The organism is Methylobacterium sp. 001424705 (genome assembly GCF_059816145.1).
This window is the reverse complement of record NZ_JCBANU010000019.1, coordinates 16608-31998: the sequence shown is the minus strand read 5'-3', so window position 1 is coordinate 31998 and position 15391 is coordinate 16608. Positions and strand designations below refer to the sequence as shown.

Sequence of the window (15391 nt, the reverse complement as noted above, 5' to 3'; positions counted from 1 at the left end):
AGAGGCCGATCTGCCGGGTGAAAGCGGAATAGGCCGTCGAGGCCGCCTTCCGCGCGACGGATTAGACAGACTCGCGAAAGACGGTCAGACGATGGGCAAGGTCACGGGTTTCCTCGAATTCGACCGGCAGGAGCAGAAGTATCAGCTCGCCGCCGATCGCGTGCGCCACTTCCGCGAGTTCACGCTGCCGCTCGACGAGCACGATCTCAAGAAGCAGGCGGCTCGTTGCATGGATTGCGGCATCCCGTTCTGCCACGGGCCGACGGGTTGCCCGGTTCATAATCAGATCCCGGACTGGAACGAGCTCGTCTACCAGTCCGACTGGGAAGAAGCGGCACGCAACCTCCATTCAACCAACAACTTTCCAGAATTTACCGGCAGGATCTGCCCAGCGCCCTGCGAGGAGGCGTGCACGCTGAACCTCGAGAATCAGCCGGTGGCGATCAAGACCATCGAGCAGGCGATCGCGGACCGCGCCTGGAACAACGGATGGGTCAAGCCTGAGCCCGCCGATCATCAGACCGGAAAGAAAGTCGCGATCATCGGCTCCGGCCCTGCAGGGCTCGCAGCTGCGCAGCAACTCGCCCGTGTCGGGCACGAGGTCCACGTCTTCGAGCGCGAGCCCAAGGCCGGTGGCCTGCTCCGCTACGGCATCCCCGACTTCAAGATGGAGAAGCGCCACATCGACCGGCGCGTGAAGCAGATGGAGGGTGAGGGCGTTCACTTCCATTACGGCGTCAATGTTGGAATCAACAAGCAGCTCGATGAACTCACCGCTGAATTCGACGCAGTGCTGTTCGCCGCTGGTGCCGAGAACCCGCGTGATCCGCAATTGCCCGGCCAGGATTTGGAGGGCGTCCACTACGCCATGCCATTCCTGGTGCAGTCCAACCGCCGCGTCGGTGCCGAGCCGATGCCGGGGAACGGCGAGGCTCCCATCCTCGCCACCGCCAAGAACGTCGTCGTCATCGGTGGTGGCGACACCGCTTCGGATTGCGTCGGCACCTCGTTCCGTCAGGGCGCCTTGTCGGTGACGCAGCTCGATATCCGGCCTCGCCCACCGGAGCGCGAGGACAAGCTCTCGGTCTGGCCGTACTGGCCGACCAAGATGCGGACCTCTTCCAGCCAGGCCGAGGGCGCCGAGCGCGAGTTCCAGGCCGCGACGCTCCGGTTGGAGGGCAAGAAGGGCAAGCTCACCGGCGTCGTCTGCACCCGCGTTGATGAGAAGCGTCAGCCGATCCCGGGCGGTGAGTTCACGCTACCCGCCGACCTCGTGTTCCTGGCGATCGGCTTTGCCGGCTCGGTCCGGAAGGGCTTGCTGGAAGAGTCCGGCGTCGTCATGGACAAGCGTGGGAACGTGACGGCGAACGAGCTCGACTACCGGACGTCGAACGAGAAGATCTACACAGCGGGCGATATGCGCCGCGGTCAGTCCCTCGTGGTCTGGGCCATCCGCGAGGGGCGTCAGGCGGCGCGTTCCATCGACGAGGCCCTGATGGGCGCGAGCATCCTGCCGCGCTAAAGATGATGTCGGACTGGATTGCGACGTCTCGCCGTCGCAGTCCGGAACACGCCGGGTCTACGCATCATTGCTGTCCTGACACCCAAGATGTCGGGATACGCGCATGACCGAACCGATGGCCGAACCCAAGATCGAACCGTATGACGGGCCTGCGGGAGGCTGGGGTTCTGCGGGCTCCCTCGCGGAGATCCTGACGCGGGAACAGATCCCAGTCTCCGGCGCGGCGCTGCTGATGAAGCAGAACAAGCCGGACGGCTTCATGTGCGTCTCGTGTGCCTGGTCGAAGCCGGCCAAGCCCAACACCTTCGAGTACTGTGAGAACGGGGCAAAGGCCACGGTCTGGGAGCAGACCGCCAAGCGGATCGGACCCGACTTCTTCCAGCGCCACACCGTGAAGGAACTGCTGAGCTGGACGGACTACGCCCTCGAGGAAAAGGGACGCCTGACCCATCCGCTCCGCTATGACCCCGGCAGCGACCGGTACGTGACGGTGTCGTGGGAAGAGGCTTTCGCGGAGATCGGACGCGAGCTGCGCGCCCTCGATCCGAACGCCGCGGTCTACTACACCTCTGGCCGCGCTTCGCTAGAGACCTCATACATGTACGCGCTGATGGCGCGGATGCATGGCACCAACAACCTGCCCGACTCTTCGAATATGTGCCATGAGCCGACCTCGGTCGGACTCAAATCATCGATCGGATCTCCTGTCGGGACCACGATCCTGGAAGATTTCGAATCGACCGATCTGATCCTGTTCTTCGGACAGAACGTCGGTTCGAATGCCCCCCGCATGCTCCACCCTCTCCAAGAGGCACGAAAGCGGCGCGTTCCGATCGTCACATTTAACCCACTGCGGGAGCGCGGCCTGGAGCGCTTCACGAACCCGCAATCGCCGACCGAGATGCTGACGCGCAGCTCCACCGAAATCTCGACGCAGTACCATCAGGTGAGGGCGGGCGGAGACCTCGCGGCGATCACCGGCATGTGCAAGGTCTTGATTGCCGCCGACCGCGAGGCGATGGAGGTCGGCCGCCCGCGTATCCTCGACGTCGATTTCATCGCTGAGCACACCCACGGCTTCCGGGAGTTCGTCGCATTCTGCGATTCGCAGTCATGGGCGGACATCGAGACGCGCTCAGGGCTCGCCCGCGAGGCGCTGGAGGCGGCGGCGACGGTCTATGGGCGGGCCCGTTCGGTCGTTGCGGTCTACGGCATGGGCCTTACCCAGCACCGCCGTGGGACCGAGGGCGTACAGATGCTCGTGAATCTCATGCTTCTGCGCGGCAATGTCGGTCGCCCCGGGGCCGGGCTCTGTCCGGTCCGTGGGCATTCCAACGTCCAGGGTCAGCGAACCGTCGGCATCACGGAGAAGCCGGAGCTGGCACCCCTCGACAAACTCAAGGAACTCTACGACTTCGAGCCGCCGCGGGAAAAGGGTTGCAACACCGTCGAGGCGTGCGAGGGTATCATTGCCGGTGAGGTGAAGGCCTTCATCGGCCTTGGCGGCAACTTCATCCGCGCCGTGCCCGATACCGTCCGGATGGAGAAAGCTTGGCGCGCGCTGCGCCTGTCGGTGCAGATCTCGACCAAACTGAATCGCTCGCACCTGGTTCATGGTGCCGTGTCCTACATCTTGCCCTGCCTCGGCCGCATCGAGGTCGACGAGCAGGCCAGCGGCCAACAGGCGGTCTCGATGGAGGATTCGACCTCCTGCTTCCATGGTTCCCGCGGACAAACCAAGCCGGTCAGCGATCAGGTGCGCTCCGAGCCGTGGATCGTTGCTGAGATGGCGAAGGCATTGCTGCCGCCGAACCCGAGGGTTGATTGGGACGGTTGGGTCGGTGACTACGCCAGGGTTCGGGATGCGATCGAAGCGACTTATCCGGATGTCTTCCACGACCTGAACGGCCGGATGTTTCAGCCCGGAGGCCTCCACAAGCCCGTCGCGGCGCGTGATCGCAAGTGGGAGACCGAAACCGGCAAGGCCAACTTCACCGTTCCGGGCGGCCTGGAGGCCGACCCTGACATGCGCAGCAACCGCCGCGACGTGCTCGATCTGATCACCCTTCGCTCGAACGATCAGTTCAACACGACGATCTACGGCTATGACGACCGCTTCCGTGGTGTGAAGGGCACTCGGATGGTGCTGTTCATGAACGACAAAGACATCGAGCGCCTCGGACTCGCCGACGGCGAAATGGTGGATCTTTCGGCTGACGCCGATGATGAGTTCCTGCGCGAGGTCAACGGCCTGCGGGTGATCAAGTACGGCATCCCGGAGGGTAACGTCGGTGGCTATTACCCGGAGCTCAACGCCCTCATTCCACTCTGGCACTACGACCAGCAGGCGAAAACGCCGGCCGCGAAGGCGATCCCGGTGCGGATTCGGAAAGGGGCGCCGATCGCCGTCGCGGATTGACGCAAAGTTGACTTTCAGCCGCTGGTCCACTCGACGACCGGCGCAACAGACCCATAATCGACTTCATGGACCGCTCCGACGACGCCCATGACCGCCGCCAGACCATCATCGACCGGATGCTTGCCCAGGCGTTGGATCCGGCTTCGAATGAGCGGAGCCCAAGTCATGACGGACTGCCGAAGGACATGCGGGCAGTGGTCGATGTGCTCCTGGCCAAGGCCGAGGCACTGCGCCAGCGTCGCCTGACCTATGCCGACTTGGAGGCTGCGTTGCCGCCGCGGGATGTCACGGCGGAAGACCTGGAAGCGATCTTCTGGATCCTGTCCGAGCACGGAATCGCCATCGAAGACGGCGATTCGGGTGGAGACTGATTGGACGTGATTTCAATCGAAATCGGCGATTGCTCTTTTCAATCCAGACGCGCGCGCGTTGGGTGAATAGCAGCTAAGGCTCGGCATCTCTCGCCTCCGCAGAAGAACCGCTTTATAAGCCGCGCTTCTCCGCGGGGCCCTCCGCCGCGCGGAGCCGACCGAAAGGCGGAACGGAGACGATTATGGCCGAGCGTTGGACACCGAAGACCTGGCGAAACCTGCCGATCCAGCAGGTACCTGCCTATCCGGATGCCACCGCCCTGGAATCGGTCGAGTCACAGCTCGCAAGCTTCCCCCCCCTGGTGTTTGCAGGTGAGGCGCGGAAGCTTAAGTCGGCCTTGGCTCGAGTCTCGACTGGCGAGGCGTTCCTGCTCCAAGGGGGAGATTGCGCCGAGAGCTTCGACGAGCATTCGGCCGATAACATCCGCGACTTCTTCCGGGTATTCCTGCAGATGGCTCTCGTACTCACCTTCGCGGGCGGCTCGCCCGTGGTGAAGGTGGGGCGGATCGCCGGTCAATTCGCGAAGCCTCGTTCCTCACCGAATGAGACGATGAACGGCGTGACCCTGCCGAGCTACCGTGGCGACATCGTCAATGGTCTGACTTTCACGGAGGAGGCCCGCGTGCCCGACCCGCGCCGTCAGCTCGAAGCGTATCGCCAGTCGGCGGCAACGCTCAACCTGCTGCGTGCCTTCGCGACTGGTGGCTATGCCAATTTGGAGAACTCGCACCGGTGGATGCTCGGCTTCGTGAAGGATTCTCCGCAATCCTCGCGCTACGCCGATTGCGCTGAGCGGATGACCGAGACCCTCGACTTCATGCGGGCCATCGGCATCAATCCGGAGACGCACCAAGAGGTTCGCACCACGGATTTCTACACCAGCCACGAAGCCTTGCTCCTGGGCTACGAAGAGGCACTTACACGTGTCGATTCGACGAGCGGCGACTGGTACGCCACGTCAGGCCACATGCTCTGGATCGGTGACCGGACCCGGCAGCCGGATCACGCGCACATTGAATACGCGCGCGGCATTAAGAATCCGATCGGCCTCAAGTGTGGTCCGTCGATGACGGCCGAGGGTTTGCTCCAACTCGTGGATCAGCTGAACCCGGCCAACGAGGCTGGGCGCCTGACGCTGATCTGTCGCTTCGGAGCCGATAAGGTCGGAGACCACCTTCCCGGCCTAATCCGGGCTATCGCGCGCGAGGGCCGCAAGGTGGTGTGGGTCTGCGATCCGATGCATGGCAACACCATTTCGGCCGGAGGTTTCAAGACGCGTCCGTTCGAACGGGTGATGAAGGAAATCGAGGGCTTTTTCGGCGTCCACCGTGCCGAAGGGACCATCGCTGGCGGCATCCACCTCGAGATGACTGGCAAGGATGTGACCGAGTGTACCGGCGGCGCCCGTGCGTTGACGGCTGAAGACCTGCGCGATCGCTATCACACCTACTGCGATCCACGCCTGAACGCCGAGCAGGCCTTGGAAGTGGCGTTCCTCACCGCGGAACTCGTGAAGCGAGAGCGCTCGGCGATCGAACGTCCTCGCCTCGACGCTGCTGAGTAGCGCTCCGCTCACCGGGCGATGTCGGAAGAGCCTTGCAGCTCGTTCCGACGTTGCGTTCTCAAGACTGGGAACCCGGGTCCAGCATCGCGTTCCCAAAATGCTGCACCAGGCTCATCTCGAGTTTTCCGTTCATCCCTGAGAGGATCGCCAGTGCGTCTCGCGGCGGCATCGGCTTCTTATAAGAGCGGCGCTCCGTCAGAGCTGCGTAAATGTCGCAGATGGTCAGCAACCGGACGGTGTCGCTGATTTTCGATCCCACAAGACCATCCGGATAGCCGGATCCGTCCAGCATCTCATGATGATGGCGGACGGCGCCGAGGGTAGCCGCGTCACACCCGCTCTGGCGTAGGATGTCGTAACCGATCACCGGATGACGGCGCATGATAACCATCTCGTCGGCATCGAGGCGCCCGGGCTTGTTCAGAATCTCCAGCGGGATTTGCGCCTTGCCGACATCGTGCAGAAGGGCGGCCCGCACGAAATGTTCGCGATCCTCGGTGCGAAAGCCGAGATGCAACACGAACTGAGCCGCAACACCGGCAACGAGGAGACAGTGCTGGTACGTGGCATCGTCATGCGTCCAGACGGTCTCCAGCCAACGTGTTAGGCCGCCTTCCTTTACTGCAGCGAGGATTGGATCCAGCCCGGCATCGACCTGCGCCAGAGAGATTGGGCCGCCCCCACGGACGCCGTCGAAAAGGCCGCTCAGAATTTCCTTGGCGCGTGACACATTCTGAAGGACAGGCTGTATGCAGAGATCCGGCTCTGCTGTCTTCATCTCCGCCTGAAGTGCCTGCACGACGAGGTGCGGCGCGGTATAAGCGGGAAAGCAGATCGTTGCGCCGAGGTTGCGAGCCTGACGCAGATCGGTGTCGGTTGTCGATCGAAGGAGACAGATGACCGGTATATCGGTCGCCTTGCCGTGGTGCAGAAAACTACGGAGACGGCTCACCGACTCGCGTCGGCCCAAGGTCAGATCGGATACGATTGCGCGCGGCTGGACGTTCGACGGATGATCGTCGCCGGCAGCGATGACCTCGCAAGGTCCGATCGTTCTGATGAGTTTTTCCAAGGCCGCGCTCCGATCTGGACGATCAGTGAGCAGGTAAATGGCTCCTTGCGCCATGACGTGCGGGCTTCCTCCAACGACCTTGATTGCGTATCCCGACGGCGAATGGGATATTGGTGATATAGTTTGCCTTCGGATGGCTTCTTTTTGCTGATCGCGTATTCGACAAATTTTTTAAGCACGATATCAATGTTGGTTGAGTCAGTGCAATCTGTGACACCCGCGCCGGAAATGCTCCGCACTTGTAAATTGTCATATTATACGACTTAACGATAATAGCACGGTACGATAATGGTCAGTAAGTGTTCTCAAGCCGTAAATTGCTGACGAGAAACGATGCGGGGACAGATCAATTCGATAGGCGAACAACGTGGAGGGCATGAAGGGAGACTTAACAACCTTAGGTTCGATAAGCATGCTTTCGCATAGCATTTTTTCAGTCGTCATAATTCCATTAAGTCGTCATTAAGTTATCTTCAAAGTTTTAAAGGTATCAACTTTTATTTATATATTGTGTTATAAAACAATTAATTGAAAAATCTCAATCGTGCTAGAATGAGTGAAATTCTGACTTTAATAATTCGTAATTTTTTAATTCAATATAATCCAAGTATTTGTATCGCAATTTAGAGATGTTATATTTTCGAAAGAAATTATAAGATTTTATTTTACTGGTAGCTCAGAGATTTATAGAATTATATATGAATGATCGCGCAATTTTGACGGACGAAATTCAATCTATGCGCCGAAGGATCTTGCGCGCGCATCGACGGTTTGTGTTCCTCACCTGGGCTCAGATGACGCACTATTGGCGCCTACTATTTATAAGGAGGGGCCGAACGGGCCGCACAGGAAGCGACACAGTCCCCGGAAATCCGGTCATTAGATTTGCTGCCGCCCGTCCGGTAACGTGGTGGTGCACCAAATATGAATCTCCCCGTTGTTCACGCTACGTTGGGGTTCGTCATGGCCATGTATCCCGAGCTCGCATCCCCGTGGTGCGGGAACCTAGGGCGTGGATGATGTCAATCCGACGCTTCGGCTCCTCGAACATCGTGTCCTGCATCCTGTGAAGATCGCCATCATCGCGCATCTGAAATTCCCGATCGCACAGCCGTTCTCGGGAGGGTTGGAGATGCACACGCATCTACTTGCGTCAGCACTCCAGGCCCGTGGCCACGATGTCACGCTCTATGCTTCGGAAGGGTCGCGGGGCGATTTCCGGCTGGTTGCCATCTGCCCTCCCACCGGAAGCGCGTTCGATGATGTTTCGGAGGCGCGGATCGATGCCGCGGAACATTCTGCCTATGCCAGGATCATGGATGCGGTCGTGTCCGGTGGGTACGATATCGTCCACAACAACAGCCTCCACTTCCTCCCCCTGCTTCGCGCCGGTGAACTTTCCGTTCCGATGGTGACGGCCCTGCATACGCCGCCCTTCGAGCCTTTCGTCCGTGGCGTGCGAGCACGGGCGCGCGATATGACTTTCGCGGCCGTTTCTCCGTCCCTCGCTCGAGAATGGCATGACCTGATCGGCAATCCGCAAGTCATCGGCAATGGCATCGATCTCACGGCTTTTGCCTATGCCGCGAAGCCGGCGGGCGAGCCGCACGCGATTTGGATGGGTCGGCTCGTTCCCGAGAAGGGGCCGCATCTGGCCATCGACGCGGCACGCGCCGCCGGCCTGCCCCTGAAGTTTGCTGGGCCACGCTCCAATCCGGCCTATTGGGACAATGAAATTGCTCCACGCTTGGGCGACGACGTGACCTACCTCGGGCATCTCGGACACGACGCGCTCGCGGCTCAGGTCGCGAAAGCCCATGTGGCTCTCTGTACGCCGCGGTGGGAAGAGCCGTTCGGGCTTGTGCTCGCCGAATTCTTGGCCTGCGGGACACCCGTGGCTGCCTTCCGGCGTGGCGCGATCCCGGACATCCTCGATGCCTCCTGCGGGGTCCTGGCCGCGGCGGACGATGTCGCCGATCTCGGTCGGGCTGTGACGCAGGCCATCACTCTCTCCCGAGCTGATTGCCGCCGTCGGGCGGAGCAATTGTTCGATGCCGACACCATGACCGATCAGTACGAGGCCCTCTACGCACTCGAGCTCCAGCGAGTGGCCAGCACTGCGATCACTGCCCGTGCCAGCAATGCCTGAGCAGGATCTTTCCCTCGGGCGCGCTGTCGTTTGTGTGCCTGCCCGGAACGAGGCGAATGCGCTGCCGCGTCTGATACGGTCTCTCGATCGGCAGTACGGCACCGGGGATGGCGCGCGTCTGCGCGTCGTGGTTCTCGCCAACAACTGCACCGATGACACCGTTGCGATGTTGCACGGACTGGAACGAAACGCAGAGATTCCGCACCTCGCCCTACGGATTCTCGAGGCGACGATTGCGTCACCCCATGCCCATGTCGGCACCGCGCGGCGTCGTGCCCTCGATGCCGGCGCTGCTTGGTTGGAGCAGGAAGGCGTGACCGAGGGCGTCCTCCTTAGTACCGACGCGGACGCGGTTGCGCCCGCGGACTGGGTGATGGCAAATCTGCGAGCGTTGCGAAACGCCGAGGTCGTGGGTGGACGCCTCGTGCTTCATGGCGAGACGCCGGCGGCCGACCCCCGTCTTGCCGCGCTCCATGCGCGGATCGAGGAATACTGGGTGGCTGTGCGGCACCTCGAGGAGGTCTTCGACCCGCCCGCCCACGATCCAGCCCCCCGCCATGGCGATCATGTCGCCGCCAGCCTTGCCCTGCGCGCCGACCTCTATCGTCGCGTAGGTGGGTTGCCGATGCTCCCCTGCGGCGAAGACAATGCCTTGGTTGCGCGGGTGCGCTGGCATGGCGGGCGCGTCCGGCATTGCCCGGGGGTATCGATCGCAGTCTCCGATCGGAGAAGCGGCCGGGTGACGGGCGGAATGGCGACCGAGATGCTCCGCCGAACCCGTGTCGTGCAGGGGCTTGAAACCTATAGCCTTCCCTCGGCGGCTCACTGGCGCGCTCTGATCGCGCGACGCCATAGGCTGGCGCGATGCTTCACGGACCCCGCCGGGACCGCCGCGGCCCTGCGCGCCCTCGGCATGACCGAAGCCGATCTTGCCACCATCGATTGGGAGACCTGCCCGAACGGAATCGCACTGGTCGAGCGGATCGAGGCGCGCCTGGGGGAGGGCATCCCCGAGGCGGTCCCGGTTCCTCTCGATGAGGCCCTGGCAGGCCTTCAAGCGATGCTGGTCGAGTCACAACCCGCTTGTGCCGCACAGGTCGCATGAGCCGGCGTCCTGTCGGCTACTACGTTCACCACCAGGGCGCTGGTCATTGGCAGCGTGCCTGCCTGATCGCGCGGGCGCTCGATCGCCCAATGACGCTGATCGGAACGTTTTCCGATCTCGACACCGCCACCGCAACGGGATCGCTCCTCGATCTCCCCGACGATCGGGTTGGCCGCGAGTTCGACGGGAGGGACGGATCGGCCGAGCGGCCGCATGGCCTGCATTACGCGCCCGTCGGTGCCGACAACGTCCGCGCACGAATGGGCCGGCTCGCAGCGTGGATCGCCTCCGCAGATCCTGCGCTGGTCGTTGTGGACGTGTCCGTGGAAATTGCGCTGTTCGCACGCCTGATGTCCGTGCCGACCTTGGTCGTCCGGCTTGCCGGCACGCGCACGGATACCCCGCATCTCGAGGCCTTCCGCAGCGCTGAGCGTCTGCTCGCGTTCTTCCCGCCGGAACTCGACTCGGCCGAGATGCCGGAATGGGTTCGCGCCAAGACGTTCTACGCCGGATTGCTCTCCGGTGAGCCTGCATCGAACCGAGTGACGGATCCGGATGGATCGATCCTCGTCATCTATGGGCGCGGCGGGACCGGCGGTCGGCGCGCGGATCTCGCTGCGGCCGCGACGGCCGTACCGGATCGGCATTGGCACGTTCTCGGCCCCGTCGACGGGGCGGGGCTGCCTATGCCGGCAAACCTGCACCTCCACGGTTGGGTCGCCGATCCGGCCACCTACATCGCCCGAGCGGACCTGGTGGTCGGCGGCGGCGGCGACGGAGTTGTCTCGGCGGTCTCGGCGGCGGGAAAGCGCTTCATCTGCCTTCCCGAACCGCGCGCTTTCGACGAGCAGATCGAGAAGTCCCGGGCCCTCGCCGCGATGGGCGCGGCACTGCATTGCGCGTTCTGGCCCGAGCCTGCGGCGTGGCCGGAGATCATCGCGGCCGCGGAACGGCTCGATCCGCGGGTGATCGGCGGCCTGTCGCGTCCGGGCGTGATCGACCGCACCGGTGCCTTCATCGGCGACCTCGCGGATCGCCTCGACGCTCGGCGCCGTTAGGCGCCGAGCCCGTCAGAAGGGACGGTCCGCGGGAAGCCGCGTGGCGGCGATCTCGTCGGCGCCGGGTTGGCGCAGAACGACGAGGTCGTCGCGCCACTGCGTGTCGATGAGTCCGCGCTCGGCGAAGGCATCGAGCCATCCGTCCATCGGCCAGAGGCCGTGTCGCGCCCGAAAGCGCTGCGCGTTCCGAACGATGTCGGCGAAGTGCTGAAGCGGCGGATCACAGGCGACGTGGTGCTGGTGAAAGGCTTGCCCGCCTGCGCTGAACAGCACCGGTATCCCGAGGGCATCGGCGCGGAAGGCGAGGTCGGTATCCTCCGCGCCGTAGCCGTCGAAGCACTCGTCGAAGCCGCCGAGGCGGTCGAAGGTGGTGGCCCTGACGCCGAAAGCGAGCGACCAGAACAATCCGGGGTTGTCACTGCGCGCCAATCCCTGTTCGGGAAAGCGGCGGACGGGATGGGGATGTCCTGCGGCCCGAAGCCCGGCTTCGGTCCAGCCGTCCGTGACGGCTCCGGCCGGTAAGTATCGGATTTCGCAGCAGATGAGGCCTTCGGCCTCCGCCAGATCGGCGCTGAGGCGCGGTACAAGATCGGCCGAGGGAATGCAGTCCACATCGAGGAAGACCAGCCGTCCGGTCTCGGCCGCGCGACGTCCAGCATTTCGGGCGCGGGCCAGCGGCAGACCGGGGCTGTCGAGGACGATGCGGCGGATCGGGAAGCCGTAATCCGGTAGGGGGGCGGGCTCGGCACCCATTTCGACGACGACGCAGGCCTGCGGATGCGGACCCCGCGCGACGCCCTCGAGCAGGCGGGCGAGATGGGCGTCGCGACCCTTGTTCAGGGTGATGAGGGTGGTGTCGGCGATCACGGGGTGGGCGCGTCCATGGCGACGAAGATCTCGTAGGGGCCGGTGAAGCGATCGACCATGGCCGGCTCCAGGCGAAAGCCCGTCGGGTCGTCGGAGATGAGGTCGGTGGTTTGGGAGCGGTGGGCGCCGATCGCGGCGGTCTTCGCGACGCGGTGAGTACCGATGTCGAAGCGCAGGCCGGTCGGGGCGGGGCCGACCTCGGTACCCTCGGGCAGGGTCCAACCCCAGACGGGATAAGCGAAAATTCGGATCGGGCCGAGATGGGCCTGCGCGAGGCGGACGATGGCGGCGGCGGCCTGGTGGTCGCAGTGGGGATCGTGGCCCCAGGTGACGCAGACGGCTCCGGCATCGGCCTCATGGGCGATGGCGGCGATCCGGGCGGCGGCGGCCTCGGCGGTTGGGCCGGCGCTCGGGACGCCGGCATCGGGCAGGCGGAGGAAGGTCACGGCCTCCGGCGGGACGCCCAGTATACCAACGGCGTATACCGTCTCCGTTTCGCGCAGGTCACGCAGTTTTGCCGGCGGATAGAGTGTCGAGTGCGTGTGCGAGCCACAGCCGTCACTGACGATGACGACGCGGACCTCGCGACCCCGCGCCCGGGCCTCGGCCATGAGGCCGCCGCAACCGAGGCTCTCGTCGTCGGGGTGAGGCGCCACCACGACGACGCCCTTGCCGCCGGTCAGGGCGTCGAGGTCGGCGACGGGCAGGCGTTCGGCGGCGGCGAGGAAAGCGTCGGCATGCATGAGTGGACTCGGGGCAGGCGTCGGGGACGCGAGCGGCCTGTCTAAACGGTCCAGTCTGATCGATGTCTGAACAGTCGGCCGACGCCGACCCGCTACCGGGCGGTACCGCTCTCCGCCGCGAAGGCCGCGATGCCGCCGGCAGTGGTCAGCCAGATCTCATCGCGGCGGGCGGCGATATGGGCGAGGGCGCGGCGCAGGGGGCGGAGGCGATGCGGCTGGCCGACGATGTAGGGATGCAGCGCGATGCCCATGACCAGGGGGGCGGTGCGCGCCTGCTCCAGCATCTCGTCGAAGGCCTCCACGAGGGCGTCGGCGAATTGCTGGCCGGTTTCCTTGCGGGCGACGATGGCGGGGATGTCGTTGAGTTCCTGGGGGTAGGGCACCGCCAGGATGCGGCCGCCGTCGCGGGTGGAAAACCAGGTGGGCTGGTCGTCGTGGCACCAGTCGAGGAGGTAGCTGTAGCCCGCTTCCGCCAGGAGGTCCGGCGTCCGATGGCTCTGCGAGATCCAGGGCCCGAGCCAGCCCTTCGGCGGCTTGCCTTCCTGGGCGGTCAGGACAGCGGTGGCCTCGGCGATGAGAGCGCGCTCCTCGGCCTCCTCCCGGTCGCCCTGGCGCTCGGCGTTGGTGCGGCCGTGGCCGACGATCTCGTCGCCGCGCGCCCGGAAAGCTTCGATCAGGCCGGGACAATCGGCGTAGAGGCGGCTGTTGACGAGGACGCTCGCGGGCATCTCCAGCGCGTCGAGGGTGTCCTTGATCCGCCAGGCGCCGACGCGGTTGCCCCAGTCGCGCCAGGCGTAGTTAAGCACGTCCGGCTGTGGACCGCCGGGGGCCAGTTCCGCGCCGAGGCCCCGGCCGAAATCGAAGCCCTCGAGGTTGAGCGCGAGATAGACCGCGAGGCGCTTGCCCCCGGGCCAGTCGTAGACCGGCCGGTCGGGTAGGGCGCTGTAGGCGTAGCGGCCGTGATGCGGCGCGGGCGTGTCGGTCATCGGGGGTCTCGAAGGAGGAGCGCGAAGGAAATCAGGAGGGATTCAGCAGCGCGGGCCTGCGCCGGGTCACCCATCGGGTCTCGGCATCGTAGGCGGCCCCGAGCTGGAGGCAGGCGCGCTCGCCGTTGTTGGGGCCGACGATCTGGATGCCGGAGGGGCGCCCGGCGGGGTCGAAGCCGGCCGGCACGTTGAGGGCGGGCAGGCCGCTCATGGTGACGGGGATCGTCGCCTCCATCCAGCGATGGTAGGTGTCCATGGTCCGGCCGCCGACGGACTTGGGCCAGCGCTCCTCGACGTCGAACGGGAACACCTGGGTCGAGGGCATCAGCAGGAAGTCGTAGCGCTCCTGGAACCGCCGCACGGCCTCGTACCACGCGGTGCGGCCCTCCTGCGCGGCGGTGACCTGATCGGCCGAGAGCGCCAGGCCGCGCTCGACCTCCCAGACCGCCTCCGGCTTGAGCAGCGCCCGGTAGGCCGGCTCATCGTAGAGGGGACGCAGGTTGGAGGCGGTCATCCAGGCGCGCAGGGTGAGCCAGTCACGCCAGACCTTGGCCATGTCGAAGCGCGGACGATCCCATTCGACCTTGGCGCCGAGGGACTCGAAGGCGGCGAGCGCGCTGCGGTCGAGGTCGAGCACGCCGGGCTCGAAGGGCAGGTAGCCGCCGAAATCGTCGAACCACGCGATGCGGGCGTTCGTGAAGTCCCGCTTCAGGTCCTCGGCGAAGATCGCGGGGTCCTGCGTGTTCGCGAAGGGCACCCGCGCGTCGTAGCCGGCCTGGACCGAGAGCAGCAGGCCAATGTCGGCGGGCGAGCGCCCGATGCCGCCCGAGACGCCGAGGCCGGGGGTGAAGGCGTCCTTGGTCTCGATGGGAATGCGGCCGTAGCCCGTGCGCAGGCCGAACAGATTGTTGAAGGCGGGGGGATTGCGCAGGGAGCCGGCATGGTCGCTGCCGTCGGCGACGGGCTGCATGTGGAGCGCCACCGCCACCGCCGCGCCCCCGCTGGAGCCCCCGGAGGTCTTGGTTGGATCGTAGGCGTTGCGGGTGGCGCCGTAGACCGGGTTGAAGGTCTGCGAGCCGAGGCCGAATTCCGGCATGTTGGTCCGGCCGGTGAAGATCGCGCCGGCCCTGCGCAGGCGCTTCACCATGATCGAATCGGCCGCCGCGATCCGGTCCCGGAAGATCGGCGACCCTTGCGTGAAGGGCAGGCCCTTCACCGCGTCGATGTCCTTCACCGCGTGGGGAAACCCGTGCAGCGGCCCGAGAAATTCGCCGCGCGCGGCCTGGGCATCGCGCTCCCCGGCGGCGGCGATCAGCTCCGCCCGGTCGCGCAGGGCCACGATGGCGTTGACGGTCGGGTTCACCCGGTCGATCTGGTCGAGACAGGCGGTCATGACCTCGACGCAGGAGACGCGCCGGGCGCGGATCGCGGCCGCGAGGTCGACGGCGCCGAGGCCGAGGATATCGTCGTCCGAAGCCGTGCCGGAGGCCGGTTCGGTGGCGGCGATGGAGGGGGCTGTGCTCATGATCTGGCT

At 64.7% G+C, this 15391-nt stretch carries 12 protein-coding genes; 7 read left to right on the top strand and 5 right to left on the bottom strand.

Annotation, left to right across the window (positions count from 1 at the left end; all coding sequences use genetic code 11):
- Window positions 1-91: 91 nt before the first annotated feature.
- The 4 genes from AC6EUL_RS14995 to AC6EUL_RS14980 all read left to right on the top strand — a co-directional run bounded on the left by AC6EUL_RS14995 (window position 92) and on the right by AC6EUL_RS14980 (window position 5877).
- Entirely contained in the window at window positions 92-1522 is a 1431-nt protein-coding gene (locus AC6EUL_RS14995; protein WP_499870992.1) for a glutamate synthase subunit beta, read from the top strand.
- 115 nt (window positions 1523-1637) lie between these two features.
- Window positions 1638-3941, top strand: a complete 2304-nt coding sequence (locus AC6EUL_RS14990) for an FdhF/YdeP family oxidoreductase (protein WP_499871071.1) — start codon at window positions 1638-1640, stop codon at window positions 3939-3941.
- Window positions 3942-4006: 65 nt separating this feature from the next.
- Window positions 4007-4312, top strand: coding sequence for an RNA polymerase sigma factor region1.1 domain-containing protein (locus AC6EUL_RS14985; protein ID WP_056269539.1), 306 nt, complete (start codon window positions 4007-4009; stop codon window positions 4310-4312).
- Window positions 4313-4494: 182 nt separating this feature from the next.
- Window positions 4495-5877 (top strand): class II 3-deoxy-7-phosphoheptulonate synthase, encoded by a 1383-nt coding sequence (locus AC6EUL_RS14980; protein ID WP_499870990.1) that lies wholly within the window; start codon window positions 4495-4497, stop codon window positions 5875-5877.
- A gap of 58 nt (window positions 5878-5935) precedes the next feature.
- Here the strand turns inward: AC6EUL_RS14980 and AC6EUL_RS14975 are convergent, their stop codons facing one another.
- Window positions 5936-7003, bottom strand: a complete 1068-nt coding sequence (locus AC6EUL_RS14975; RefSeq protein ID WP_499870988.1) for an HD-GYP domain-containing protein — start codon at window positions 7001-7003, stop codon at window positions 5936-5938.
- 1012 nt (window positions 7004-8015) lie between these two features.
- Between AC6EUL_RS14975 and AC6EUL_RS14970 the strand changes: the two genes are divergently transcribed.
- Genes AC6EUL_RS14970 through AC6EUL_RS14960 form a run of 3 tightly spaced genes read left to right on the top strand, consistent with a single transcriptional unit; the run spans window position 8016 to window position 11261 of the window.
- Window positions 8016-9098: a glycosyltransferase family 4 protein gene (locus AC6EUL_RS14970; protein ID WP_499871069.1), complete on the top strand. Its 1083-nt coding sequence runs from the start codon at window positions 8016-8018 to the stop codon at window positions 9096-9098.
- Window positions 9091-10203: a glycosyltransferase family 2 protein gene (locus AC6EUL_RS14965; RefSeq protein ID WP_499870986.1), complete on the top strand. Its 1113-nt coding sequence runs from the start codon at window positions 9091-9093 to the stop codon at window positions 10201-10203. The genes AC6EUL_RS14970 and AC6EUL_RS14965 overlap by 8 nt, the downstream gene beginning before the upstream one ends.
- Entirely contained in the window at window positions 10200-11261 is a 1062-nt protein-coding gene (locus AC6EUL_RS14960) for a glycosyltransferase (RefSeq protein WP_499870984.1), read from the top strand. The genes AC6EUL_RS14965 and AC6EUL_RS14960 overlap by 4 nt, the downstream gene beginning before the upstream one ends.
- Before the next feature lie 12 nt (window positions 11262-11273).
- On the opposite strand, the gene AC6EUL_RS14955 is transcribed toward AC6EUL_RS14960, so the two are convergent.
- From AC6EUL_RS14955 to AC6EUL_RS14940, 4 genes are all read right to left on the bottom strand, one after another.
- A complete protein-coding gene (locus AC6EUL_RS14955) occupies window positions 11274-12125 on the bottom strand; it encodes a glycosyltransferase family 2 protein (RefSeq protein ID WP_499871067.1) in 852 nt (283 codons plus the stop codon).
- A complete protein-coding gene (locus AC6EUL_RS14950) occupies window positions 12125-12871 on the bottom strand; it encodes a PIG-L deacetylase family protein (protein WP_499870982.1) in 747 nt (248 codons plus the stop codon). The genes AC6EUL_RS14955 and AC6EUL_RS14950 overlap by 1 nt, the downstream gene beginning before the upstream one ends.
- Window positions 12872-12963: 92 nt before the next feature.
- Window positions 12964-13857, bottom strand: coding sequence for a polysaccharide deacetylase family protein (locus AC6EUL_RS14945; protein WP_056269517.1), 894 nt, complete (start codon window positions 13855-13857; stop codon window positions 12964-12966).
- Window positions 13858-13888: 31 nt separating this feature from the next.
- Window positions 13889-15382: an amidase gene (locus AC6EUL_RS14940; RefSeq protein WP_056491148.1), complete on the bottom strand. Its 1494-nt coding sequence runs from the start codon at window positions 15380-15382 to the stop codon at window positions 13889-13891.
- Window positions 15383-15391: the final 9 nt, after the last annotated feature.